This window comes from Microbacterium altimontanum, assembly GCF_058349865.2.
In genome coordinates this window covers 1-24,340 of the sequence record NZ_JBYRJB020000004.1, presented here as the reverse complement: position 1 = coordinate 24,340, position 24,340 = coordinate 1, and the positions used below count along the sequence as shown (strand labels likewise).

Sequence of the window (24,340 nt, the reverse complement as noted above, 5' to 3'; positions counted from 1 at the left end):
GCGTTGACTCGTGAGCGTGGATCGCGATCGCCGCGATCCGAGCTCACGAGAGGCACATCATGACCACCGCACTCGCCGACTCCGCCTTCCGCGGCGCGATCGCCGCCGCCCATGTCGGCGGACATTGGGGACCCGGCTTCGGCTGGTGGTTCCTCCTCATCCCCCTGTTCTGGATCGCCGTGTTCGCCATCCTGTTCGCCGTCTTCGGCCGGCGTTGGCGCCGCGCCGCGATGCGGGACGGATACGGCCCGTACGGCCACGTGTCTCCGAGCCGACAAGCCGAGACGACGCTGGCGGAGCGGTACGCCCAGGGCGACATCGACGAGGTCGAGTACCGCAAGCGGCTCGAGGTTCTGCGTGCGAACGCGCCGCAGCCGCCCGAACGCTGAGCCGCCGCGCGTGGACCGGCGTCCCTACCGGGGGCGACCGGTCCAGGCGCGCAGGCGGTCGAGCGGCCACGTCGTGACGATCCGCTCGGCCGGCACGCCTGCGCGCTCGGCGCGCGCAGCTCCGTGGTCGATCAGCGACAGCTGCCCCGGTGCGTGCGCATCGGAGTCGATCGAGAACAGGCACCCGAGCTCGAGCGCGAGCGCGAGCAGCTCATCGGGCGGATCCTGCCGCTCCGGCCGGGAGTTGATCTCGACCGCGACGCCGTGCGCCGCGCAGGCTTCGAAGACCGCGCGGGCATCGAACTGCGACGGCGGCCGGGTCCCGCGGGATCCCTCCACGAGCCGCCCGGTCACGTGCCCGAGGACATCGGTGCGGGGGTCGGATGCGGCGACCACGAGCCTCCGCGTCATCGGTGCCGCATCCATCCGGAGCTTCGAGTGGGCAGAGGCCACGACGATGTCGAGTTCGCCGAGCAGCTCCGGCTCCTGGTCGAGGACCCCGTCCTCGAGGATGTCGACCTCGATGCCGGTGAGCAGGGTGAACCCGGGAGCAGCTTCCTGGTTCACCGCGGCCACCGCGGTCAGCTGCTCGCGCAGGCGCTCCGGGGAGAGACCGTTCGCGACGCGCAGCCGCGGCGAGTGATCGGTCAGCGCGAGGTACTCGTGGCCGAGCGCCCGCGCCGCCTCCACCATGGGCGCGATCGGGGTGAGCCCGTCGGACCAGTCGCTGTGCGCGTGCAGATCCCCGCGCACCAGCGGCCGCAGCTGCGACTGCGTCGTCACGCCCGTGCGCTCGCGTAGCTCGGCGAGGTAGGCGGGGGTCTCCCCCGCTAGCGCTGCCTGGATGACGGCATACGTCGAGTCGCCGATGCCCTTGCGTCGCCGCAGCCCGGGGTCGCGCAGCGCGGCGTCGTCGAGCCCTTCGATCGCGGCGGCGGCGCTGCGGAACGCCTTCGACTTGTACCGCGACGCGCGCTCGCGCTCGAGGAGATACGCGATCTCCTCGAGCGCCTCACGCGGATGCATGTCGCCGCCTAGCCCGCCAGCGAGCGCGTCGCGCTCACCCACTCGTCGAGCTTCGCCGTGGCCGCGCCGCTGTCGATCGCCTGTGCGGCGGTCTCCACGGCCTCCGCGAGCCGGTCGAGGATCGGCCGCTGCACCTGCGTCGGGTCGCGGAACAGCCGGTAGGCGACGAGTCCGGCGGCGGTGTTGAGCAGCACGATGTCGCGCACCGGCCCCGTCTCGCCGGCCAGGGTGCGACGCACGACCTCGGCGTTGTGCGCGGGGTCGCCGCCGAGGAGGTCTTCCAGGTCGGCGAGCGGGAAGCCCAGGTCGGGCGGGTAGATGTCGTGCTCGTGGATGTCGCCGAGGCTGACCTCCCACACCCGGCTGTGGCCCGTGGTGGTCAGTTCGTCGAGCCCGTCGTCGCCGCGGAAGACGAGCGCCGTCGCACCGCGGGTGCGGAACACACCCGTGATGAGCGGGACGCGGTCGAGCTGTGCCACCCCGACCGCGTTCGCCTCCGCACGCGCCGGGTTGCAGAGCGGCCCGAGGAAGTTGAACACGGTGGGCACGCCCAGCTCGCCCCGCGTGGGTCCGGCATGGCGGAAGCCCGGGTGGAACGCCGACGCGAACGCGAACGTGATCCCGGTGCGGCGCAGGGCCTCCGCGACCGCCTCGGGACCGAGCGAGAGGTCGAGGCCGAGCGCGGACAGCACATCCGACGACCCCGAGGCCGAGCTTGCGGCCTTGTTCCCGTGCTTGACGACGGGCACGCCGGATGCCGCGGCCACGACCGCCGACATGGTCGAGACGTTGACGGTGCCGACGCGGTCGCCGCCCGTCCCCACGATGTCGAGCACATCGGCGTCCACGGGCAGCGGCAGCGCGGCCTCGAGGATCGCATCGCGGAACCCGACGATCTCGTCGACCGTCTCGCCCTTCACCCGAAGGGCCACGAGGAACGCGCCCAGCTGAGACGGCGACGCATCCCCTCTCATCACCTGGCGCATCGCCCACGTGGCCTCCGACACGCTCAGGTCGCGGCCCTCCAGGAGAGTCGTGAGGATCCCGGGCCACGAGGTGAGTTCTGCCATGACTGAAGATCCTATCGACTGCCCTCCCGCCACCCCCGCTCGGAGTCGATGAGTGACGGATGCGGACATCCCGCGCTCCATCGGGGGTTCTCAGAGTGCTCCCAGCGCACGCCGGGCGAGCGTGCGCCGCTCACACGGCATCCTCCGGGCTTCCCCTCAGCCGGAGATCGGCCCCGGTCGGGCACGCCGATGCGAATATCCCGCCGCAGAATCGGCCATAATGGGGAGCGTGACGACCCCAGCGACTTTCAATCAGGCTTTGCGCACAGTGAAGCGACCAGACCCGGTCGCCGTCGGCACGATCGTCTGGCTCGGCAGCGAGGTGATGTTCTTCGCGGGCCTGTTCGCGATCTACTTCACGCTGCGCAGCACCTCCCCCGATCTGTGGGCGGAGATGACGCAGCACCTCAACGTGCCGTACGCCGCCGTGAACACGATCATCCTCGTGCTCTCGTCGGTCACCTGCCAGATGGGCGTGTTCGCGGCGGAGCGATTCCAGCCGTACTCCACGCGCAAGCGCGGCATCCTCGGATGGGGCATGGTCGAGTGGTTCTTCCTCACCTTCGCGATGGGCGCGATCTTCGTGTCCGGGCAGGTCTGGGAGTACGCGCAGCTCACCTTCGAGGGGATGCCGATCTACGCGAACGCGTACGCATCCGCCTTCTACCTCACGACCGGTTTCCACGCGCTGCACGTGACCGGCGGCCTCGTCGCATTCCTGCTCGTGATCGGCCGCGCGTACGCCGTCAAGAACTTCGGCCGCAAGGAGATGACCACCTCGATCGTCGTGTCGTACTACTGGCACTTCGTGGACGTCGTGTGGATCGCCCTGTTCCTGGTCATCTACTTCCTCAAGTGACAAGCGAGAGTCGCAGACAAATGGCACGTGACAAGAAGCGTCGCGCCTCAGGGCGCCGCAGCCCCCTGGCAGCCGTCGTCCTCATCGGCATCGGCCTGCTCGCCACCGGCGGCATCTACGCGGGCGCATCCGCGGCGATGGCGGCGACCAACGACTCCTCCACGTCGGCGACGGCACTGACCGTCGACGACGGCGAGAAGCTGTTCCAGGCGAACTGCGCCACCTGCCACGGCATGGACCTGCAGGGCACGGATGCGGGCCCGTCGCTGTACGGCGTCGGCGAGCTCGCCGTCGAGTTCCAGGTCTCCACCGGTCGCATGCCGCTGGCGATGCAGGGCCCGCAGGCGCCGCAGAAGCCCGTCCAGTTCACCGAGGACCAGATCAAGGCGATGGCCGCCTACGTGCAGTCGATCGCGCCGGGGCCGACGTATCCGTCCGAGGAGACCCTGGACGGCAAGGGCGACGCCGCGAACGGCGCGGAGATCTTCCGCACCAACTGCGCCATGTGCCACAACGTCGCCGGCGCCGGCGGCGCACTGACCGAGGGCAAGTTCGCCCCCGCGCTCGACAAGACGAGCCCGCTGCACATGTACGCCGCGATGGTCACCGGCCCGCAGAACATGCCGGTGTTCAGCAACCTGAACCTCAACCTCGAAGAGAAGCGCGACGTCATCACGTACCTGCTCTACCTGCAGCAGCACGAGTCGCCGGGTGGATTCGGGCTCGGCTCGCTGGGTCCTGTCGCCGAGGGCCTCTTCATCTGGATCTTCGGTATCGGCACCCTGATCGGTGTCACGGTGTGGATCACCGCGAAGTCCAACTGATACTGATCGATCACTGACATTCCACGCACGAGGAGCACCATGGCACACGAGGAAGACCCGCTCGAGCACGAGAGGGCTTCGTGGAAGCCCTCCCCCGGGCTCGCCGTCGCGGTCCCCGATCCGGTGCAGAACACCGCGCTGCCGCCCCACCGGGAGCGCACCACCGACAAGGACCCGGCCGCCATGAAGCGCGCCGTCCGCACGGTCTACACGCTGTTCTACCTGTCGGTCGCGGCCTCCATCTGGGCCGTCGCCGCCTACATGATCTTCCCGATCGAGGACGGCCGGGTCACCAGCATCCGGCACAACAACCTCTTCATCGGACTGGGCATCGCGCTCGCGCTGCTCGCCATCGGCCTCGGTGCTATCCACTGGTCGAAGGCGATCATGTCCGACAAGGAGTTCATCGAGCCCCGTCATGCGACACGCGGCCGTGACACGACGCGTGAGGCGACGATCCAGGCGTTCGCCGCCGCGAACGAGGAGTCGGGCTTCGGCCGCCGTGCCATGGTGCGCAACTCGCTGTTCGCCGCCCTCGTGGCGTCGATCATCCCGGGCATCACGCTGTTCCGCGGCCTCGCTCCGCACGACTCGCCCGCGAACCCGCACGCCGGAGACCCGGTGTACCTGCTCAACCACACGATGTGGAAGAAGGGATCGCGCCTCGCGCACGACCCGAGCGGCATCCCGATCAAGGCCGCCGACGTCACACTGGGCTCCGCGTTCCACGTGATCCCCGAGGAGCTCGCGAAGAAGGGCCACAGCGAGGGCTACCTCGAGGAGAAGGCCAAGGCCATCGTCCTGCTGATGCGCCTCCCCGAGAAGGACCTCCACCCGGCTCCCGGACACGAGGACTGGGGCTTCGACGGCATCGTCGCGTACTCCAAGGTCTGCACGCACGTCGGCTGCCCGGTGGCCCTGTACGAGCAGCAGACCCACCACCTGCTGTGCCCGTGCCACCAGTCGCAGTTCGACGTGTCGCACGGCGCCCGGGTCATCTTCGGCCCCGCGGCGCGCCCGCTGCCGCAGCTGCCCATCGAAGTCGACAGCGAAGGCTACATCGTCGCGAAGAGCGACTTCCACGAACCCGTCGGCCCGAGCTTCTGGGAGCGCCATTGAGTACCGCAACCACCCCCTCCCGCTTCCAGGAGGACACACGGGAGAAGCCCCTCGGCGGCCGCTTCGTCGGGTGGGCCGCCAACTACCTGGATGAGCGCACGAGCCTGTCGGGCTTCGTCAAGGAGCTGGGTCGCAAGATCTTCCCCGACCACTGGTCGTTCATGCTCGGCGAGATCGCCCTGTGGAGCTTCGTCGTCATCCTGCTCTCCGGAACGTTCCTGACGTTCTTCTTCCAGGCGTCGATGGTGCCCACGCACTACGCGGGCTCCTTCGTCCCGATGCGCGGTGTGGAGATGTCGGCAGCGCTCGACTCGACCCTGCGGCTGTCGTTCGACATCCGCGGTGGCCTGCTGGTGCGTCAGATCCACCACTGGGCGGCGCTCGTGTTCGTCGCCGGCATCGGTGTGCACATGCTGCGCATCTTCTTCACCGGCGCGTTCCGCAAGCCGCGTGAGCTGAACTGGGTGATCGGCTTCATTCTCTTCATCCTCGCGATGGCCGAGGGCTTCACCGGCTACTCCCTGCCCGACGATCTGCTCTCCGGCAACGGCCTGCGCATCATCGACGGCATGATCAAGGGCCTCCCCCTGATCGGCACGTGGACCTCGTTCCTGCTGTTCGGCGGCGAGTTCCCGGGCAACCAGATCGTCGGGCGGCTCTACACGCTCCACATCCTGCTGCTGCCGGCGATCCTCGTGGGTCTGCTCGTGCTGCACCTGATGCTGATGGTGATCAACAAGCACACGCAGTTCGCCGGCCCCGCCCGGACGAACAGCAACGTCGTCGGCTACCCGATGATGCCGGTCTACATGTCGAAGATGGGCGGGTTCTTCTTCCTCGTCTTCGGCGTGATCGTGCTGATCGCCTCGCTGTTCACGATCAACCCGATCTGGAACTACGGGCCGTACGACCCGTCACCGGTGTCGGCAGGTACGCAGCCCGACTGGTATATCGGCTTCGCCGACGGCGCGCTGCGCCTCGTGCCGCCGCACCTCGAGTTCGTCTGGCTCGATCACACGTGGTCGTTCAACATCATCCTGCCCGTACTGGTGCTGGGTCTGTTCATCGTCCTCGTGCTGATCTACCCGTTCATCGAGGCGTGGGTCACGGGCGACAAGCGCGAGCACCACATCGCGCAGCGACCGCGCAACGCGGCCACCCGCACGGCCATCGGCGTGGCCGGCGTGATCTTCTACGCGGTCCTGTGGGCATCGGCCTCGTCGGACCTCATCGCGACGCACTTCCACGTCACGATGGAGGGCGTCATCCACACCCTGCAAGGGATGCTCATCCTCGGCCCGATCATCGGCTACTTCGTCACCAAACGCATCTGCATCGCGCTGCAGAAGAAGGACCGCGAGATCGCGCTGCACGGCTACGAGTCGGGTCGCATCGTGCGTCTGCCCGGCGGCGAGTATGTCGAGGTGCACCGCCCCGTCGACCACTTCGACCGGTTCAAGCTCGTGGATTACGAGACCTACGAGCCGCTCGTCGTGCGTCCGAACGCGAAGGGCCGCATCGGGTTCTGGCAGAACGTGCGGGCCGGGATGTCGCGCTGGTTCTTCGAGGACCGTCTGCTTCCGGTGACGCAGGCCGAGCTCGACGCCGCCGTGGAGCACCAGCACCACGCCCTCGCCCAGATGACGACGGTCGAAGACGCGGAGATCCAGGGAGCGCACGAGCGCGCCGGCCACCCCGACTCGCCGCTGCGCCCCCTTGAGGAGGACGCGAAGACCGGTGAGATCCCGGTACGTCCGACCTCGGTGATCGCCGAGGAGGCGCCGCCGAAGAAGAGCAAGAAGAAGGACGACGAGGCGGAGTAGACCCACTCCCCTCGCTCCGGCCCCGTCGCACCACGTGCGGCGGGGCCCTTCTCGTTGTGCGCCCTTCTACGCGACGAGCCGCGCTCGCTCACACGATGCGGCGGTGAACGGCACTGTCCGCCGTCGGAGGGCACGGGACGCCGCTCTCCAAGGGTGCAGGACGGGTACCGCCCACACGGACTGTGGGAGACGTCGTGCGCTCGTTGTGCGGCGACGGATGCGTCATCGCCGGCGTGCGCGAAGGAGAGACGCGTACCGAGGCACCGCGCGCGACGAAGCATTTCATCGACTGTGACGCAGTCACGACGGCCGTGACGACGGTCACGAGGCTGTGAGGCGCGCGGGGCTGTGCCGACGGCTAGGCGGCCGGTAGCCACGCCCGCCACGAGGCTACCGGCTGTCGGCGGCGGTTGAAAACTGGTCAGTTTCGGCGGTGAAAAGTGGTCACTCATCACGATTGGAGAGTGATCACCTTGGAGGACTGGGCACTGATCCGGAGGCTGGCGGCGGAGGGCGTGCCGAAGGCGCGTATCGCTGAGCGGTTGGGGATCTCTCGGACGACGGTGTTGAAGGCGGTCCGGTCGGAGTCGCCGCCGAAGTATGAGCGGGCGCCGGCGGAGTCGTCGTTCGTCGTGTTCGAGCCGCGGGTGCGGGCGCTGCTGACGGAGACGCCGGACATGCCGGCGACGGTGCTCGCGGAGCGGGTTGGCTGGTCGGGGTCGATCACGTGGTTCCGGGAGAACGTGAAGCGGCTGCGGCCGCTGTTCCGGCCGATCGATCCGGCGGACCGGCTGACGTGGGATCCCGGGGATGCGGCGCAGTGCGATCTGTGGTTCCCGCCGAAGAAGATCCCGCTCGAGGACGGGACGGCGAAGCTGCTGCCGGTGCTGGTGATCACAGCCGCGCACTCCCGGTTCATGGTCGCTCGGATGATCCCGACCCGGATGACAGAGGATCTGCTGTTGGCCTCTTGGGAGCTGATCCAGCAGCTCGGTCGGGTGCCGCGGCGGCTGATCTGGGACAACGAGGCCGGGATCGGGCGGGGGCACCGTCCCGCGCAGGGCGTGGCCGCGTTCATGGGCACCCTGGCGACGAAGCTGGTGCTGCTGCCGCCCCGAGATCCGGAGTCAAAGGGCGTCGTGGAACGCCGTAACGGCTGGTTCGAGACATCGTTCATGCCCGGCCGGTCGTTCACGTCGCCGGCGGACTTCAACGAGCAGTTCGCTGACTGGCTGGATCGCGCGAACCGGCGGGTGGTGCGCACGACCGGCGCGGCGCCGGTGGACCGGTTGGACGCGGATCGCGCGGCGATGCTGCCGTTGCCGCCGATCCCGCTGCATCTGGGGTGGCGCAACAGCATCCGGCTGGGCCGGGACTACTACGTCCGTCTCGATACGAACGACTACTCCGTCGACCCCACCGTGATCGGACGGATGGTCGACGTTTCCGCGGATCTGGAGCGGGTGAAGGTCCGGACGGACGGGCGGATCGTCGCCGATCATCCCCGGATCTGGGCGCGTGGCAGAACGGTCACCGATCCCGACCATGTGGAGACCGCGGCGCAGCTGCGCAAGCAGTTCCAACAGCCCCGCGCCGCAACTGGGAGCAGGGACGATCTGACCCGCGACCTCGCCGACTACGACCGCGCGTTCGGGATCATCGACGGCGGGCCGCAGTGATGGCCGCCACGAAGGGCACCGAGTCGGTGAAGCAGATCACCTACCTCGCCGGCGCGCTGAAGGCGCCCCGGATCACCGAGGCCGCCGCCCGGATGGCCGACCAAGCAAGGGACGCGGGCTGGTCGTTCGAGGACTACCTCGCCGCCGTCCTCGAACGCGAAGTGAGCGCCCGCAACGCCTCCGGCGCGGAGCTGCGGATCAAAGCCGCCGGGTTCCCGGCGCGCAAGACACTCGAGGACTTCGACTGGGACGCACAGCCCACCGCCCGGCAGCAAGTGGCCGCGCTGGCCTCGGGCGGGTTCCTCCTGGAGGCGCAGAACGTGGTGCTGCTCGGCCCACCCGGAACGGGGAAGACGCACCTGGCGGTCGCATTGGGGATCGTCGCGGCCCGGCATGGGCACCGGGTGCTGTTCGCGACCGCGACGGACTGGGTCACCCGCCTCACCGACGCCCACCGGCAAGGGAACCTGCCCCGCGAGCTCGCCCGGCTGCGCCGCTACGGGCTGATCATCGTCGACGAGGTCGGCTACCTGCCCTTCGAACAGGACGCCGCCAACCTCTTCTTCCAGCTCGTCTCATCCCGCTACGAGCACGCGTCGCTGATCCTCACCTCCAACCTGCCGTTCAGCGGCTGGGGAGGCGTGTTCGGCGACCAGGCCGTCGCCGCCGCAATGATCGACCGGATCGTGCACCACGCCGACGTCCTCACGCTCAAAGGCGCCAGCTACCGGCTCCGCGGCAGGGGCATCGACAGCCTCCCCAGCATCCGCACCACCACCGACGAAACCCCTGGCTAGACTGCCCGCAACTGATCACTTTTCAAGCGCCGGAAATGACCAGTTCTCAAGCGTCGCCGACACCGGCGAACGTGCAACTCTCGAACCCGTAGGCGGGCACGACGCATCCTCAGCCGCCCACAGCTTCCCCATTGCAACGAGCTCCCATGCCGCAACGCTGTAGCCGTCACGGAGGGAGGAAACGGGACGGAGGGAGGGCGACGCCGCGCAGATCTTCCTTCGCTCGTACCGCGTCCTTCCCCGAGTCTCAGCTGCCTCACGCCGCGGTCGCGTCGGCGAACGCGTCGCAGCACCCCGAGGAGCGGACACAGCGAAGGGCCGTCGGCGCGGGAGGAACCCGGCGCCGACGGCCCTTGACGCGTGTCTCAGCGGGCGAAGTGTCCGCGGTAGTACTCGTACACCCAGCCGACGATCGCCACGGCGAAGATGCCCAGGCCGATCGGCAGCATCCACGTGCCGACAGCGAAGCCGATCGCGGCGAACGCGGCCGACAGTGCGAGGACCAGCGGCCACCACGACCACGGCGAGAACTCGCCGACCTCGGGGTCGCCGTCGTCGATCTCGGCGGTGAGCACGTCCTCGGGCAGCTCGCCGCCCTGGGCACGGTGTACCCGGCCGACGTAGAACGCGATCAGCGCGGCCATGAACGCGACGAACAGCAGGCCGATCGAACCGACCCATTCGATCGCGTGGAACCAGACGACGTCAGGCTTGTCGATGATGTTCCACACCGTGTAGACACCCGCGACGATCAGGAAGAACACGCAGATGACCCACCAGATGCCCATATTGGTGCGCATTTACTTCACCTCTCCGCTCACGCCGGCGAGAGCCGGTGCGGCGACCGGGGCCGCCTCCGGGTGGTTCAGGTCGAACGCCGGGCGCTCGCTGCGGATGCGCGGGATCGACGCGAAGTTGTGGCGCGGCGGCGGGCAGCTCGTCGCCCACTCGAGCGAGGCCCCATAGCCCCACGGGTCGTTCACGGTGACCTTGGGTGCATTGCGCGCCGTGATCCAGACGTTCAGCAGGAACGGGATCATCGACGAGCCGAGGATCATCGCACCGATCGTCGACACCTGGTTCATCCAGGTCCAGCCGTCCGACGGGGCGTAGTCCGCGTAGCGCCGCGGCATCCCGTCGACACCCGCCCAGTGCTGCACGAGGAACGTCATGTGGAAGCCGATGAACAGCATCCAGAAGTGCACCATGCCAAGACGCTCGTTGAGCATCTTGCCCGTCCACTTCGGCCACCAGAAGTAGAAGCCCGAGAACATCGCGAACACCACCGTGCCGAACACCACGTAGTGGAAGTGGGCCACCACGAAGTACGAGTCGGAGAGGAAGAAGTCGAGCGGAGGCGAGGCGAGGATGACGCCGGTCAGACCGCCGAACACGAACGAGGCGAGGAAGCCGATCGCGAACACCATCGGCGTCTCGAACGTGATGGATCCCCGCCACATCGTGCCGAGCCAGTTGAAGATCTTCACACCCGTCGGCACCGCGATGAGCATCGTCATGAGCGAGAAGAACGGCAGCAGCACCGCACCGGTGACGTACATGTGGTGGGCCCACACCGAGACCGACAGGGCGGCGATCGCGATCGTCGCGTACACCAGGGTCTTGTACCCGAAGATCGGCTTGCGGCTGAACACGGGGAACACCTCGGACACGATGCCGAAGAACGGCAGCGCGATGATGTACACCTCGGGGTGGCCGAAGAACCAGAACAGGTGCTGCCACAGCAGCACGCCGCCGTTCTCGGCGTCGTAGATGTGCGCGCCGAGGATGCGGTCCGCGGCGGCGCCGAAGACTGCGGCGGCCAGCACCGGGAACACCATGATCACGAGGATGCTGGTGATCAGCGTGTTCCAGGAGAAGATGGGCATGCGCCACATCGTCATGCCCGGCGCGCGCATCGTGATGATCGTCGTGATGAAGTTCACCGCGCCGAGGATCGTGCCGAAACCGCTGATGCCGAGGCCGAGGAACCACAGGTTGCCACCAGCACCGGGCGAGAACGTCGCGTTGGCGAGCGGCTGGTAGGCGAACCACCCGAAGCCGGCGGCGCCCTGCGGCGTGAGGAAGCCGGCCACGGCGATCGTCGACCCGAACAGGAACAGCCAGAACGCGAAGGCGTTCAGTCGCGGGAACGCGACATCGGGGGCGCCGAGCTGCAGCGGCAGGATGGCGTTCGCGAAGCCGGCGAACAGCGGCGTCGCGAACATCAGCAGCATGATCGTGCCGTGCATCGTGAACAGCTGGTTGAACTGGTCCTTCGTCGGCACGATCTGCATGCCGGGCGCGAACAGTTCCGCACGGATGATGAGCGCCATCACGCCGCCGAGCATGAAGAACATGACCGACGCGATGAGGTACATGTACCCGATCGTCTTGTGGTCGGTGGACGTGATCCACCGCACGACGATGTTGCCCTTCTGCTCCACCCGGCTGGCGCTCATGAGCGCTGCCTGGCGGGGAGGAAGCGTCGTCGACCGGCCCGTCGCGGGCTCCTGTAGCGGGAGCGTCGTCGCCATCTCAGTTCTCTCCGTTCGAAGCGCCGGTGCCGGGCTCGTTCTGCAGCCGGTCGTACGCGTCAGTGATGTCTCCGGTGTCGCCGCGGTCGCGCAGCGTCTGCAGGTACTGCTCGTACTCGCTGTCGCTGACGACCTTCACGCGGAACAGCATCGCCGAGTGGTACTCGCCGCACAGCTCGGCACACTTGCCCTGATACGTCCCCTCCCGCGTCGGCGTGAAGGACCAGTGGTTGTCCTTGCCGATGTAGAGGTCCTTCTTGTACAGGAAGTCGATGATCCAGAACGAGTGCGCGACGTCGCGCGACTCGAGATCGATGCGCACCGTCTTGTCGACGGGCAGATACAGGGTGGGCAGCGCGGCCTGGTCGACGTTGCCGTTCTTGTCGGGCTCGGCCTGCGTGCCCATCGTCCAGACCGCGTCGGAGTTGTCGGCCGCCTGCCCGTTGTACTGGAAGTCCCACGACCACTGCTTGCCGATGGCGACGATGGAGACGTCGGGGTTCTCGTCCTGCGTCTCGAGGATCGCCTGGTCGCGCGCCGTGAATGCGAACATCCCCGCGACGAGGATGACCGGGATGATCGTGTAGAAGATCTCGATCGGCATGTTGTATCGCAGCTGAACCGGGAGCCCGGTCTGGCCCTTGCGGCGACGGTAAGCGACCATCGCCCACAGCATCAGGCCCCACGTGATCAGGCCGACGACGAGGAGCACGATCCACGAGTTGGTCCACATGCCCGCGACCATTTCGGTGCGGTTCGTGGCAGGCGCGGCGTTCGGGTCCTGGAAGCCCGGAAGGAACCCGTGCAGCTGCGAGGGGGTGCAACCCGCCAGGAGAACGGCCGCGGCGGTCCCGAGCGGGATGGCGACCCAGCGGAGGCGACGTTTCGAGGGCACAGTGCACCTTTCCGGATCAAGGAACTGACAGTGGCCAGTCTAGAGCAACCTCCCACCGGATTCTGGCCAACCGCCCAGGCGGGGCGGGCGCAGCAGACACCCGGCGCACCGCATCGAGGCGCACCGAATGCCGGCCACAGCCGGTGAGGAGAATGGTCAGCTCAGTGGAAGCTGTCGCCGCACGCGCAGCTGCCGGCGGCGTTGGGGTTGTCGATCGTGAAGCCCTGCTCCGAGATCGTGTCCTTGAAGTCGATCGTGGCCCCGTCGAGGTACGGGATGCTCATCTCGTCGACGATGACCTCGACGCCGTCGAAGTCCACGGTGTGGTCGCCGTCGAGGTAGCGCTCGTCGAAGTAGAGCTGGTAGATGAGGCCGGAGCAGCCACCGGGCTGCACGGCGACGCGCAGACGCAGGTCGTCACGGCCTTCCTGCTCGAGCAGGCTCTTCACCTTGTCGGAGGCGGCCTGAGTGAGCAGCACGCCGTGCTCGCGGACGGACTGGTCTGCGGTCAGTGCGGTGTCGGTCATGTGTTTCCTCCGGGGTCGAGCGAATACGTCGAGTCTACGCCCGCACGCGTGGCAGGCGGCCGGCGGCAGCCGTGTCGTCCCTCCGGCCCAGCGACTCAGACCGTGCGCGCATTCAGGCGCTCGAGCAGCAGCGCCTCGGCGATCAACGCGTGCCGGAACGTGTCGAGGTGCAGCGACTCGTTCGGGCTGTGCGCGCGGGCGTGGGGGTCTTCGACGCCGGTGACGAGGATCTGCGCCTCCGGGAACGTGCGGACGAGGTCCGCGATGAACGGGATCGACCCGCCGACGCCCAGGTCGACGGGCTCGGCGCCGTAGCCCGACTGCAGGGCCTCCTTCGCCTCTGCCACCGCCCATCCGCTCGTGTCGACCAGGAAGCCGTCGCCGAAGTCCGCGTCGCGGAACGTCACCTCCGCCCCGAAAGGCGCGTGCGCGCGCAGATGAGCGGTGAGAGCGTCATACGCCTCGCGGGCCGACTGTCCGGGCGCGACCCGGGCGCTGATCACGACCGTCACCTCGGGACTCAGCGTGTTCGACGCGTTCACGACGCTCGGCGCGTCGATGCCCGTGACGGTGATGGAGGGCTTGTTCCAGATGCGGCTGAGGATGCTGTCGCGCCCGACGGGGCTCACACCCTCGGGAAGTCCCGCCTCGTCGCGGAGCGTGTCCTCGGTGTAGGGCGGGGTGACGGCATCCCGGGCGGCGAGTCCCTCGACCGCCGGCGCGCCCTCCTCGTCCCACAGCGTGGACAGCAGCTTCACCGTCGCCATCATCGCGTCGGGCACCGCTCCCCCGAACATTCCTGAGTGCGACGCGTGCTCCAGGGTGCGCACGGTCATCGTGAAGCGGGCGTTGCCTCGCAGCGAGACCGTGAGTGCGGGCGTCGTGGCGTCCCAGTTGCCGGAGTCGGCGACGACGATGACGTCGGCACGGAGCGCGTCGGCGTTGTCGGAGAGGAACTGCGCGAAGGAGCGTGAGCCCGCCTCTTCCTCACCCTCGATGAACAGGGCGACGCCGAGGTCGAGGTCGTCGCCGAACGCCTCGTGCAGCGCACGCAGGGCGCCGATGTGGACCATGATGCCGGCCTTGTCGTCCGCGGCTCCGCGGCCGTACAGGCGGCCGTCACGGACGGTGGGCTCGAAGGGTGCTGATTCCCACAGCGCCTCGTCGCCGACCGGCTGCACATCGTGGTGCGCGTAGAGCAGGATCGTGGGGCGGCCGTTGCGGGCGGCGCGCGTCGCCAGCACGGCCGGCATCCCGCGTTCCTCGGTTCCCGTGATCGCCGCGTCGCGGATCTGAACGCCCTCGAACACGCCCGTGCCCTCGGCGAGGTCCTTCACCGCCTCGGCGCTGCGCTGCACCTCGGCGCGGTCGAAGCCGGGGAAGGCGACCGAGGGGATCCGCACGAGCGAGCCCAGATCGGCGAGGGCGGCGGGAACGCCGCCCCTCGCGGCGTCGCGTACGGATGCGGGTCGGTTCGTCTCAGGGCTCGTCGCGGAGGTCATGCGGGTAATCTTAGGAGAACCCCATCATCGAGCCCGAGGATCATCCGTGTCCAAGAAGACTGACGCCCCGCAGACCGAAGCTGCCGACGACGCATCCGTCAGCGGCAAGGGACGGCCGACGCCGACGCGGGCCGAGCGGGAGGCTGCACGCAAGCGTCCTCTCGTCGCGGACACGAAGGAGGCGCGCCAGCGCCAGAAGGCCGAGCTCGCCGCTCAGCGCGAGAAGGCGCGGATCGGCATGGCGGCCGGCGACGACCGGTACCTGCCGGTGCGCGACAAAGGCCCTCAGCGCCGGTTCGTGCGCGACTTCGTCGATGCCGGGTGGCACCTCGGCGAGCTCATCATGCCGCTCATGATCCTCGTGATCCTCGTCACGTTCCTGCAGTCGCTGCCGGTGATCCAGGTCTACGCGTTCATCGTCCTGTGGGTGTTCGTCGTGCTCGTGATCATCGACATGATCGTCACGTCGTGGCGCATCAAGCGCGCAGCGGCGAAGAAGTTCGGCGACCGACGCGAGAAGGGCCTGGGCTGGTACGGCGCGATGCGCACGATCCAGATGCGCTGGATGCGGCTGCCGAAGCCTCAGGTCAAGCGCGGCCACTACCCGCGCTGAGCCCCCGGTTGATCTGCCGCGCCCAGAGCGGTCCGCGGTACAGGAAAGCCGTATAGCCCTGCACGAGGTCGGCACCGGCCGCGAGCCGCTCCCGGACATCGTCTGCCGTCTCGACGCCGCCCACGGCGATCACCGTGAAGTCGCGCGGCACGACCGCGCGCACGGTGCGCAGCACGGCGAGGGCCCGCTGTTTCAGGGGCGCGCCGGACAGGCCGCCCTCCCCGGCCGCGGCGACGACGGCCGGATCGGTCACGAGGTTCTCGCGTGAGATCGTCGTGTTCGTGACGATGATGCCCGCCAGGCCGAGGTCGACCGCGAGGCCCGCGATCGCCGTGATCTCGTCGTCGGGCAGGTCGGGCGCGATCTTCACGAGAAGCGGCGTCCTGCCCGACGCATCCTGCACCGCCTGCAGCAGCGGGCGGAGCGTCTCCACCGCCTGCAGCCCGCGCAGCCCCGGCGTATTGGGCGACGACACGTTCACCGCGAGGTAGTCGGCGAGCGGGGCCAGCAGCGTCGCGCTGCGCACGTAGTCGGCCGTCGCATCGGCGACGTCGACCACGCGGCTCTTGCCGATGTTCACGCCGATCACGGCGCGGTGCCGGCGCTGGCGCCGCAGCCGTTGCAGCCGGGCCGCAGCGGCTTCCGCTCCCCGGTTGTTGAAGCCCATCCGGTTCACGACGGCGCGATCCGGGATGAGCCGGAACAGGCGCGGCTTCGGGTTGCCCTCCTGCGGGACCGCGGTGACGGTGCCGACCTCGATGTGACCGAAGCCGAGGGCCGTCAGTCCCGCGACCCCCACGACGTTCTTGTCGAATCCCGCAGCGACACCGAACGGCGAGTCGAAGGTCAGCCCCAGCGCCCGGGTCTGAAGCTCCGGCGCCGGCCTGGTGAGGGCCCGCGTCGCCCAGGAGAGGGGCGGAAGGCCGAGCACGCGGACGACGAGCATGCCGCAGTGATGGGCGAACTCCGCGTCGAGGCGTGACAGAACGGTGCGGAACAGGAGGGGATACATCCCCACCAGCGTATCGGTCAGTCCTCGACGGTTCCCGTTCGCGCGTGGTCGGCACGCAGCTGGGCGATGGACGCCTCGAAGTCCTCGAGCGAGTCGAACGCCTGGTACACGCTCGCGAATCGGAGATACGCGACCTCGTCGAGCTCGCGCAGCGGACCCAGGATCGCGAGTCCGATGTCGTTCGTCTCGATCTGTGAGGCGCCGGTGCCGCGCAGCACCTCCTCCACCTGCTGCGCGAGCAGAGCGAGGTCGTCGTCGGTCACCGGACGGCCCTGGCAGGCTTTGCGCACACCGGCCGCGACCTTCTCGCGGCTGAACGGCTCCGCGACACCCGATCGCTTCACGACGGTGAGGCTCGCCGTCTCGACGGTCGAGAACCGGCCGCCGCATTCGGGGCACTGTCGACGGCGACGAATGCTGAGACCATCGTCGGAGGTGCGCGAATCGATGACGCGGGAGTCGGGGTGACGGCAGAAGGGGCAGTGCATCAGCCGACAGACTACCCCGCGAACCTCGCCGTGACCGCCTCGCCGTGCGCAGGGAGGGCTTCGGCGTTCGCGAGGGCGACGATGTGGTCGGCCACGTCGGCGAGGGCGTCGCGGTTGTACGTGATCACCTGTTGAGGACGCAGGAAGGTGGCGGCCGACAGTCCGGATGCGTAGCGGGCCTGCCCCCCGGTCGGCAGCACGTGGTTGCTGCCGGCGAGATAGTCGCCGAGGCTCACCGGAGTGTACGGCCCGACGAAGACGGCACCGGCGTTGGTGAACGGCTCGGGTCGGGGATCGGCGAGGTGCAGCTCGAGATGCTCGGGCGCGTAGGCGTTGCTGAATGCCGTGGCCGCTGCGATGTCGTCGACGAGGACGATCGCCGACTGCTCGCCCTCGAGCGCTTCGCGGGCGCGGGCGGCGTTGCGCGTGGCGCCGACGCGGTTCTCGACCTCCGCCCGGACGCGCTCGGCGAGGTCTGCGCTGTCGGTCACGAGCACGGCGGAGGCCTGCTCGTCGTGCTCGGCCTGGCTGATGAGATCGGCGGCGACGAGGCCGGCGTCGGCGGATGCGTCGGCGACGATGAGGATCTCGGTTGCGCCGGCCTCCGCGTCCACGCCGACGATGCCCGCGACGGCGCGCTTGGCGGCGGCGACGAAGTTGTTGCCCGGTCCGGTCACGACGTCGACCGGGTCGAGCCCGATCGAGGAGACCCCGTGCGCGAAGGCCGCCACGGCGCCCGCGCCGCCCATCGCGTACACCTCCTCGATGCCGAGCAGGGCCGCGGCGGCGAGGATGTCGGGGTGCACGCGACCCCCGAACTCGGCCTGAGGGGGCGAAGCGAGAGCGACGGCGCCGACGCCGGCGACCTGCGCCGGAACGACGTTCATCACGACACTGGACGGGTAGACCGCCTTCCCGCCGGGAACGTACACGCCGGCGCGCCCGACCGGCTGCCACCGCTGTGCCACGAGGGCGCCGTCGGCGAGCTCGGTCACGCTCCCCGCCGGCACCTGGGCGGCCGACGCACGACGTACCCGGGCGATCGACTCCTCGAGAGCCGCTCGCACGGCCGGGTCGACGCGCGCCACCGCCTCGTCAAGATGCGCGGAGGGGACGCGGATGTCGTGACCCGACACCCGGTCGAACCGTTCGGCCTGCTCGCGGAGCGCCGTCTCGCCTCGTTCGGCGACGTCGCGGACGATCTGCGTCGCGGCCGCGAGGGCGTCGGCGCGGGCCGCCTGCGCGCGCGGGACGACGGCGAGCAGCTCGGCGGCCGACAGCGACCGGCCGGTCAGATCGATGGTGCGCAGCATCCCTCCAGGCTATCCGGTGGGATGCGTCGGTCAGCCGCGCGTGACGCCCGAGACGTCGGTGAGATAGCCGACTCGGCCGTCTTCGTGTCGCACGACGAAGGACGAGCCGCGGTCCTCGATCACGAGGGCCCACGCGGTCGGGCCGATGCGGAACAGGGGCACGCCGTTCTCGTCGACGACATCGCGCTCCTCGGGCACGAGTGCCCAGAACGCCTGGTGGGCCGACGCCGGCGCCCGTTCGTCCTGCGGCTGCTGCTCCTGGTGTCGGGTCGCGTCGAGGTCTTCGTACGCCTCCGTCGGCTGATCCTTCGCCTCGGGTGCGAAGCCGCGGTGGTCGGCGACGGGCTGCTCGTCGCTCGCTGCCGTCGGCCAGGCCGCGGTGGCACCGGCCGGTGCGGCCGTGGTCGCACCGTGGCCGTCGTGGGAGGCCGCTGAGGCGGGAGCATCGTGCGGCGCGGCCGGGCGCGGGGTGATCGGGCGGGGCGTGACGGGGCGCACCGTGCGGGCGACGCGATGCGAGACCGTCTCCGGTCGCTGCTCGAAGTCCTCCTTCAGCCCCGGGATCAGTCCGGCGAAGGCAGTGAGGACGACACCGGCGAGCATCAGCACGAGCTCGACCCACGGCACCCAGCCGAGCACCCAGCGCCCGCCCGCGGCGGTGAGGCCGACCTGCCACCACACCTGTCCGAGCCAGACGACGGCCGCGACGGAGAAGGCGACCGAGGCGAACTGGTCGATGCCCAGCGAGCCGACGCGGCGAATGCCGCTCGGCGAGAGTCGCCGCAGGATGAGCAGGAACACGGCGACCGTGGGCACGCCGATCGCGAGCACCCAGTCGATGCCCTGCGTCCACACCGAGCTGAAGGTGTAGAAGCTCGTGGAGAAGAACGAGACGATGAAGGCGACGAGCCAGACGCCCGCGAGGATCACCTCGCGCAGGGAGAACGGTCCCACGCCGTACTGGACTGCTCCGGCAGAATCAGACGCGGCCGCAGGGCGTGCATCGCCGACTCGCGAGCTTCCGTCGGTCGCGGCATCCGTCGCCGCCTCGCGGTCCGTCGTCACGTCGCGATCCGCCGTCGCCGGATCGGTCGTCACGTCGTGTGCCGGTGCTGCGGCGGGATCCGCCGTCGCGTCGGTCGTGGCATCCGCCCACGCGGCTGCCGCGGCATCGGTGGCCGAGTCGTCCGCGGCAGCACCCGTCGGGCTCGCCGCCGCGGCATCCCTCGCCGCACTCGGGCTCGCGGCATCCGTCTCATCCGGTCCGTTCAGCTGTTCGTTGGTCACGTCTGCTCCTTCCGGGGGTGCGCCGCGCTGCGCGTCTTTCGGTCCTCAAGACTAACCCAGGCAGTTCGGGCCCAGGAGGCTCTTCAACTCCCCGTAAAGGTCGGCCGTGACGCGTACACCGAGGGGCACTTCGAACACCTTCGCGGCTCCTCCTCGGTGCAGTCTCAGCGTCACCTCGGTGTCTCCTCGGTGCCGCCGCAGCATCTCCGCGAGCTCGGTGATCGTGCGCTGCGTGGCCCGGTGCTCGGGCATCGTGAGCGCCAGCGGCCCCGACGCATCCACGACCCCGAGGTCGGGCGCGAACGCCGACTGCGCGTGGAGGTTCATGCCGTCGTCACGGCGTGAGACACGGCCGCGCACGGCGAGGATCGAATCGGCCTGCAGCATGAGCTGGAACTCGGTGTAGGTCTTGCCCATGAACATGATCGTGACCTCACCGTCGAAGTCCTCGACGGTGATCATGCCGTACGGGTTGCCGCTGGATTTCGCGACGCGATGCTGCACGCTCGTCACGAGGCCCGCGACCGTCACCTGGTCGCCGTCGCGCAGGTCTTCGTTGGTCAGGAGGTCGTTGATGGTCGTCGACGCGTGCTTGGCGAGAGGGATCTCGAGCCCCGCCAGAGGGTGGTCGGAGACGTACAGGCCGAGCATCTCGCGCTCGAACGCGAGCTTGTCCTTCTTCGTCCACTCCGGTCGGTCCGGCACCTTCGCGTCCTGCTGCGGCTCGTCGTCGCCCCACAGCGAGTCGAAGTCGAATCCGACCTCGCCGTGCGCCTCCCGGCGCTTGTCGAGGACGGCGGCTTCGGTGGCGTCCTCGTGGATCTCGAGGAGGGCACGGCGGGTGGCGCCCATCGTGTCGAACGCCCCGGCCTTGATGAGCGATTCGACGGTGCGCTTGTTCGCCACGTGGGCGGGAACGCGGCGCAGGAAGTCGTGGAACGACGTGTACGGCCCGTCCTGGCGGGCCTGGACGATGCCGTCGACGACGTTCGAGCCGACGTTGCGCACGGCGCCCAGACCGAAGCGGATGTCCTCGCCGACGGCCGCGAAGTACTTGATCGACTCCGACACATCCGGCGGCAGCACCTGGATGCCCATCCGACGGCACTCGTTGAGGTAGAGGGCGAGCTTGTCCTTCGAGTCGCCGACGCTCGTGAGGAGGGCGGCCATGTACTCGGCGGGATAGTGCGCCTTCAGGTATGCGGTCCAGTACGACACGAGTCCGTACGCGGCGGAGTGGGCTTTGTTGAATGCGTAGTCGGAGAACGGCAGCAGGATGTCCCACAGGGCCTTGATCGCGCCCTCGCCGTATCCGCGATCGACCATGCCCTGATGGAAGCCCTCGTATTGCTTGTCGAGCTCGGACTTCTTCTTCTTGCCCATCGCGCGGCGCAGGATGTCGGCTTGGCCGAGGGAGAACCCGGCCACCCGCTGCGCGATCGCCATCACCTGCTCTTGGTAGATGATGAGGCCGTAGCTCGTCTCCAGGATCTCCTGCAGGGGCTCGGCGAGCTCGGGGTGGATCGGCGTGATCTCCTGCTGGCCGTTCTTGCGCAGTGCGTAGTTGATGTGCGAGTTCGCGCCCATGGGGCCGGGACGGTACAGCGCGATGACGGCGGAGATGTCCTCGAAGTTGTCGGGCTTCATCAGGCGCAGCAGCGACCGCATCGGGCCGCCGTCGAGCTGGAAGACGCCGAGCGTGTCGCCGCGCGCGAGGAGGTCGTACGACGCTCGATCGTCGAGCGGCAGCTCTTCGAGCACGAGGGGGTGGCCGCGGTTGGCGGCGATGTTGTCGAGGGCGTCGTTGATGATGGTGAGGTTGCGCAGCCCCAGGAAGTCCATCTTGATGAGGCCGAGCGTCTCGCACGACGGATAGTCGAACTGCGTGACGATCTGGCCGTCCTGCTCCCGCTTCATGATCGGGATGATGTCGATCAGCGGATGACTCGACATGATGACGCCGGCGGCGTGGACGCCCCACTGGCGCTTCAGGTTCTCCAGGCCGACGGCCGTATCGAACACGGTCTTCGCCTCCGGATCGGTCTCGATCACGGTGCGGAACTCGGACGCCTCTTTATAGCGCGGATGACTCGGATCGAACATGCCGTTCAGCGGCATGTCCTTGCCCATCACGGCCGGGGGCATGGCCTTGGTGAGCTTCTCCCCCATGCTGAACGGGAAGCCGAGCACGCGGCCGGCATCCTTCAGCGCCTGCTTGGCCTTGATCGTGCCGTAGGTGACGATCTGCGCCACCCGGTCGTCGCCGTACTTCTCGGTGACGTACTGGATGACCTCACCACGGCGGCGGTCGTCGAAGTCGACGTCGAAGTCGGGCATCGACACGCGGTCGGGGTTGAGGAAGCGCTCGAAGATGAGGCCGTGGTTGAGCGGATCGAGGTCGGTGATGCGCATCGCGTACGCCGCCATTGAGCCGGCGCCGGAGCCGCGGCCCGGGCCCACGCGGATGCCGTGGTCCTTCGCCCAGTTGATGAAGTCGGCGACGACGAGGAAGTAGCCGGGGAAGCCCATCTGCGCGATGACGCCGCACTCGTAGTCGGCCTGCTTGCGCACGGCGTCGGGGATGCCGTCGGGGTAGCGATAGCGCAGGCCCGCCTCGACCTCCTTGATGAACCAGCTCTCCTCGGTCTCGCCGTCGGGAACCGGGTAGCGCGGCATGTAGTTCGCGCTCGTGTTGAACTCGACGTTGCACCGCTCGGCGATGAGCAGGGTCGTGTCGCACGCCTCCGGGTGGTCGCGGAAGACCTGCCGCATCTCGCCGGGGGACTTGACGTAGTACCCGTCGCCATCGAACTTGAAGCGCTTCGGGTCGTCGAGCGTCGATCCCGACTGCACGCACAGGAGCGCCGCGTGGCTCGTCGCGTCGTGCCGGTGCGTGTAGTGCAGGTCGTTCGTGGCGACGAGCGGGATCTGCAGGTCCTTCGCGATCCTCAGCAGATCGCTGTTGACCCGCCGCTCGATCTCCAGACCGTGGTCCATGAGCTCGCAGAAGTAATTGTCGCGGCCGAAGACGTCCTGGAACTCGGCGGCCGCCGCTCGTGCCGCTTCGTACTGGCCGAGGCGCAGCCGCGTCTGGATCTCGCCGGAGGGGCACCCCGTGGTGGCGATGAGCCCCTTGCTGTAGTTCTGCAGCAGCTCCCGATCCATGCGGGGTTTGAAGTAGTAGCCCTCGATGCTCGACAGGCTCGAGAGCCGGAAGAGGTTGTGCATCCCCTCTGACGTCTCGCTGAGGAGCGTCATGTGGGTATAGGCGCCCGAGCCCGAGACGTCGTCGCTGCTCTGCTCGGGGCTCCCCCATCGCACGCGCGACTTGTCGGAACGGTGGGTGCCGGGAGTGACGTACGCCTCGATCCCGATGATCGGCTTGATGCCGGCGGCCTTCGCCGTCTTGTAGAACTCGAAGGCCGCGAACGTGTTGCCGTGGTCGGTGACGGCGATCGCGGGCATCTCGAGGCGCGCCGCTTCTTCGACCATCGATCCGATCCGGGCGGCACCGTCCAGCATCGAGTACTCGCTGTGCACGTGCAGGTGAACGAAGGAGTCGGATGCCACGTCTTCGAGTCTACGTTTCGGTTCCGACGTCGCTCGCCCGGCCCCGGGCGTGCCGTGACTCGCGAACGCTCCCTGCTCGTCCCGCGGGTGCGTGGCAGGGACAGTCGGTCGGCATCAACCGGCGGGGCGCTGAGTCAGCGAAGGTCTCGACGCATCAGCACCCGCGGGAATCCGTCCAGCACCGACGACGTCTCGGCGGCCTTCGTGAAGCCGGCGCGTTCGAACACCCCGCGTGTTCCGACGTAGGCCATCGTGAGGTTCACCCGAGCATCGCCGTTGTCGACCGGGTAACCCTCGATCGCGGGCGCGCCGTTCGTCCGCGCGTGTGCCACGGCACCCTCGATCAGGGCGTGGACGATGCCCTGTTTGCGGTGTCCCGGTCGCACACGGAAACACCAGAGCGACCACACATCGAGGTCGTCGACATGCGGGATGAGCCGGTTTCGAGCGAAGCTCGTGTCACGGCGCGGGTGGACCGCCGCCCATCCCACCGGTTCGCCGTCGCGATAGGCGATCGCCCCGGGAGCCGGATCGTGCGCGCACAACTCTCTGACCCGCTGGGCGCGGGCCGGTCCGCGCAGCGCGACGTTCTCTTTGCTGCCGATGCGGTAGCTCAGGCAGAAGCACACGTTCGAGGTCGGCTTCTTCGGCCCCACGAGAGCGGCGACGTCGTCGAACTCGACCGCCGGACGAACCTCGATGCTCATGATGCCCAGTCTGAACCACGCGTCCGACATGGCTCGGGCGAGGGATCGAGGGATCGAATGTCGGGGTCGGGAGCCTTCGAATCGACCGCCGTTCGAATGTCGGAGGCCACTCCTACTGTGAGAATATGAAGGTTTCGTCGACGCCGGTGCTGGACCCCGAGTGGTTCGATCCCGAGGTGTGCGTCGACGAGGACGACATGCTCCTCCCCGGTGAGGTCTTCGATCAGGCGTGGGGTGGGGACATCTTCACCTCCGGTGCCGCGCACGATGTCGCCGTGGAGGATGTCGGTGAGGTCACGGCCGGGA

General features: G+C 68.6%; 22 protein-coding genes. 9 read left to right on the top strand and 13 right to left on the bottom strand.

The window, feature by feature from the left end; translation table 11 throughout:
• The first annotated feature begins 59 nt into the window (after positions 1–59).
• Complete coding sequence (locus tag AC3RX1_RS07370) at positions 60–389, top strand: SHOCT domain-containing protein (protein WP_491500582.1); 330 nt, start codon at positions 60–62, stop codon at positions 387–389.
• A 24-nt stretch (positions 390–413) separates the two neighbouring features.
• Here AC3RX1_RS07370 and AC3RX1_RS07365 read toward each other — a convergent pair whose 3' ends face one another.
• Complete coding sequence (locus AC3RX1_RS07365; protein WP_491500581.1) at positions 414–1,415, bottom strand: PHP domain-containing protein; 1,002 nt, start codon at positions 1,413–1,415, stop codon at positions 414–416.
• Positions 1,416–1,423: 8 nt separating this feature from the next.
• Positions 1,424–2,485, bottom strand: coding sequence for an anthranilate phosphoribosyltransferase (gene trpD, locus AC3RX1_RS07360; RefSeq protein WP_491500580.1), 1,062 nt, complete (start codon positions 2,483–2,485; stop codon positions 1,424–1,426).
• A gap of 220 nt (positions 2,486–2,705) precedes the next feature.
• On the opposite strand from trpD, the gene ctaE reads away from it, so the two are divergent.
• The 6 genes from ctaE to istB all read left to right on the top strand — a co-directional run bounded on the left by ctaE (position 2,706) and on the right by istB (position 9,586).
• On the top strand, positions 2,706–3,344 hold the full coding sequence (gene ctaE / locus AC3RX1_RS07355; protein ID WP_491500579.1) for an aa3-type cytochrome oxidase subunit III: 639 nt from the start codon (positions 2,706–2,708) through the stop codon (positions 3,342–3,344).
• Positions 3,345–3,364: 20 nt separating this feature from the next.
• Positions 3,365–4,168 (top strand): cytochrome bc1 complex diheme cytochrome c subunit, encoded by an 804-nt coding sequence (gene qcrC / locus AC3RX1_RS07350; RefSeq protein ID WP_491500578.1) that lies wholly within the window; start codon positions 3,365–3,367, stop codon positions 4,166–4,168.
• Between the two features lie 39 nt (positions 4,169–4,207).
• A complete protein-coding gene (qcrA, locus tag AC3RX1_RS07345) occupies positions 4,208–5,287 on the top strand; it encodes a cytochrome bc1 complex Rieske iron-sulfur subunit (RefSeq protein ID WP_491500577.1) in 1,080 nt (359 codons plus the stop codon).
• On the top strand, positions 5,284–7,110 hold the full coding sequence (gene qcrB, locus AC3RX1_RS07340; RefSeq protein WP_491500576.1) for a cytochrome bc1 complex cytochrome b subunit: 1,827 nt from the start codon (positions 5,284–5,286) through the stop codon (positions 7,108–7,110). The genes qcrA and qcrB overlap by 4 nt, the downstream gene beginning before the upstream one ends.
• Positions 7,111–7,574: 464 nt before the next feature.
• Entirely contained in the window at positions 7,575–8,789 is a 1,215-nt protein-coding gene (istA, locus tag AC3RX1_RS07335; protein WP_491500575.1) for an IS21 family transposase, read from the top strand.
• On the top strand, positions 8,789–9,586 hold the full coding sequence (istB, locus tag AC3RX1_RS07330) for an IS21-like element helper ATPase IstB (protein ID WP_491500574.1): 798 nt from the start codon (positions 8,789–8,791) through the stop codon (positions 9,584–9,586). The genes istA and istB overlap by 1 nt, the downstream gene beginning before the upstream one ends.
• 365 nt (positions 9,587–9,951) lie before the next feature.
• Here istB and AC3RX1_RS07325 read toward each other — a convergent pair whose 3' ends face one another.
• The 5 genes from AC3RX1_RS07325 to AC3RX1_RS07305 form a co-directional block, all read right to left on the bottom strand.
• Positions 9,952–10,386, bottom strand: coding sequence for a cytochrome c oxidase subunit 4 (locus tag AC3RX1_RS07325; RefSeq protein ID WP_491500573.1), 435 nt, complete (start codon positions 10,384–10,386; stop codon positions 9,952–9,954).
• Complete coding sequence (ctaD, locus tag AC3RX1_RS07320) at positions 10,387–12,120, bottom strand: aa3-type cytochrome oxidase subunit I (protein WP_491500572.1); 1,734 nt, start codon at positions 12,118–12,120, stop codon at positions 10,387–10,389. It abuts the gene before it with no gap.
• A gap of 1 nt (position 12,121) precedes the next feature.
• Entirely contained in the window at positions 12,122–13,015 is an 894-nt protein-coding gene (gene ctaC, locus AC3RX1_RS07315) for an aa3-type cytochrome oxidase subunit II (protein ID WP_491500571.1), read from the bottom strand.
• A 161-nt stretch (positions 13,016–13,176) separates the two neighbouring features.
• Positions 13,177–13,542, bottom strand: coding sequence for an iron-sulfur cluster insertion protein ErpA (gene erpA / locus AC3RX1_RS07310; protein ID WP_491500570.1), 366 nt, complete (start codon positions 13,540–13,542; stop codon positions 13,177–13,179).
• 95 nt (positions 13,543–13,637) lie between these two features.
• Positions 13,638–15,044: a dipeptidase gene (locus AC3RX1_RS07305; protein ID WP_491500569.1), complete on the bottom strand. Its 1,407-nt coding sequence runs from the start codon at positions 15,042–15,044 to the stop codon at positions 13,638–13,640.
• A 46-nt stretch (positions 15,045–15,090) separates the two neighbouring features.
• Between AC3RX1_RS07305 and AC3RX1_RS07300 the strand changes: the two genes are divergently transcribed.
• Positions 15,091–15,657, top strand: a complete 567-nt coding sequence (locus tag AC3RX1_RS07300) for a DUF3043 domain-containing protein (RefSeq protein ID WP_491500568.1) — start codon at positions 15,091–15,093, stop codon at positions 15,655–15,657.
• Here AC3RX1_RS07300 and AC3RX1_RS07295 read toward each other — a convergent pair.
• The 6 genes from AC3RX1_RS07295 to AC3RX1_RS07270 form a co-directional block, all read right to left on the bottom strand.
• A complete protein-coding gene (locus tag AC3RX1_RS07295) occupies positions 15,632–16,669 on the bottom strand; it encodes a quinone-dependent dihydroorotate dehydrogenase (protein WP_491500567.1) in 1,038 nt (345 codons plus the stop codon). The genes AC3RX1_RS07300 and AC3RX1_RS07295 overlap by 26 nt on opposite strands.
• Before the next feature lie 17 nt (positions 16,670–16,686).
• Positions 16,687–17,157, bottom strand: a complete 471-nt coding sequence (gene nrdR, locus AC3RX1_RS07290) for a transcriptional regulator NrdR (protein WP_491500566.1) — start codon at positions 17,155–17,157, stop codon at positions 16,687–16,689.
• A gap of 11 nt (positions 17,158–17,168) precedes the next feature.
• On the bottom strand, positions 17,169–18,470 hold the full coding sequence (hisD, locus tag AC3RX1_RS07285; protein ID WP_491500565.1) for a histidinol dehydrogenase: 1,302 nt from the start codon (positions 18,468–18,470) through the stop codon (positions 17,169–17,171).
• A 30-nt stretch (positions 18,471–18,500) separates the two neighbouring features.
• Positions 18,501–19,757 carry a hypothetical protein gene (locus AC3RX1_RS07280; protein WP_491500564.1) on the bottom strand — a complete coding sequence of 419 codons (1,257 nt, stop codon included), beginning with the start codon at positions 19,755–19,757 and terminating at the stop codon, positions 18,501–18,503.
• A gap of 51 nt (positions 19,758–19,808) precedes the next feature.
• Positions 19,809–23,327: a DNA polymerase III subunit alpha gene (dnaE, locus tag AC3RX1_RS07275; protein WP_491500563.1), complete on the bottom strand. Its 3,519-nt coding sequence runs from the start codon at positions 23,325–23,327 to the stop codon at positions 19,809–19,811.
• Positions 23,328–23,461: 134 nt separating this feature from the next.
• Positions 23,462–24,034, bottom strand: a complete 573-nt coding sequence (locus tag AC3RX1_RS07270) for a GNAT family N-acetyltransferase (RefSeq protein ID WP_491500562.1) — start codon at positions 24,032–24,034, stop codon at positions 23,462–23,464.
• A gap of 125 nt (positions 24,035–24,159) precedes the next feature.
• Here AC3RX1_RS07270 and AC3RX1_RS07265 point away from each other — a divergent pair.
• The coding region (locus AC3RX1_RS07265; protein WP_491500561.1) for a hypothetical protein at positions 24,160–24,340 on the top strand (181 nt) is incomplete at its 3' end.

Coding starts and splice junctions, on each gene's coding strand:
- AC3RX1_RS07305 (WP_491500569.1), bottom strand. CDS start 15,044: ATGACCTCCGCGACGAGCCCTGAGACGAACCGACCCGCATCCGTACGC.
- AC3RX1_RS07295 (WP_491500567.1), bottom strand. CDS start 16,669: ATGTATCCCCTCCTGTTCCGCACCGTTCTGTCACGCCTCGACGCGGAG.
- erpA (WP_491500570.1), bottom strand. CDS start 13,542: ATGACCGACACCGCACTGACCGCAGACCAGTCCGTCCGCGAGCACGGC.
- AC3RX1_RS07270 (WP_491500562.1), bottom strand. CDS start 24,034: ATGAGCATCGAGGTTCGTCCGGCGGTCGAGTTCGACGACGTCGCCGCT.
- qcrC (WP_491500578.1), top strand. CDS start 3,365: ATGGCACGTGACAAGAAGCGTCGCGCCTCAGGGCGCCGCAGCCCCCTG.
- trpD (WP_491500580.1), bottom strand. CDS start 2,485: ATGGCAGAACTCACCTCGTGGCCCGGGATCCTCACGACTCTCCTGGAG.
- istB (WP_491500574.1), top strand. CDS start 8,789: ATGGCCGCCACGAAGGGCACCGAGTCGGTGAAGCAGATCACCTACCTC.
- ctaE (WP_491500579.1), top strand. CDS start 2,706: ATGGGGAGCGTGACGACCCCAGCGACTTTCAATCAGGCTTTGCGCACA.
- AC3RX1_RS07365 (WP_491500581.1), bottom strand. CDS start 1,415: ATGCATCCGCGTGAGGCGCTCGAGGAGATCGCGTATCTCCTCGAGCGC.
- qcrA (WP_491500577.1), top strand. CDS start 4,208: ATGGCACACGAGGAAGACCCGCTCGAGCACGAGAGGGCTTCGTGGAAG.
- AC3RX1_RS07370 (WP_491500582.1), top strand. CDS start 60: ATGACCACCGCACTCGCCGACTCCGCCTTCCGCGGCGCGATCGCCGCC.
- AC3RX1_RS07325 (WP_491500573.1), bottom strand. CDS start 10,386: ATGCGCACCAATATGGGCATCTGGTGGGTCATCTGCGTGTTCTTCCTG.
- hisD (WP_491500565.1), bottom strand. CDS start 18,470: ATGCTGCGCACCATCGATCTGACCGGCCGGTCGCTGTCGGCCGCCGAG.
- ctaD (WP_491500572.1), bottom strand. CDS start 12,120: ATGGCGACGACGCTCCCGCTACAGGAGCCCGCGACGGGCCGGTCGACG.
- nrdR (WP_491500566.1), bottom strand. CDS start 17,157: ATGCACTGCCCCTTCTGCCGTCACCCCGACTCCCGCGTCATCGATTCG.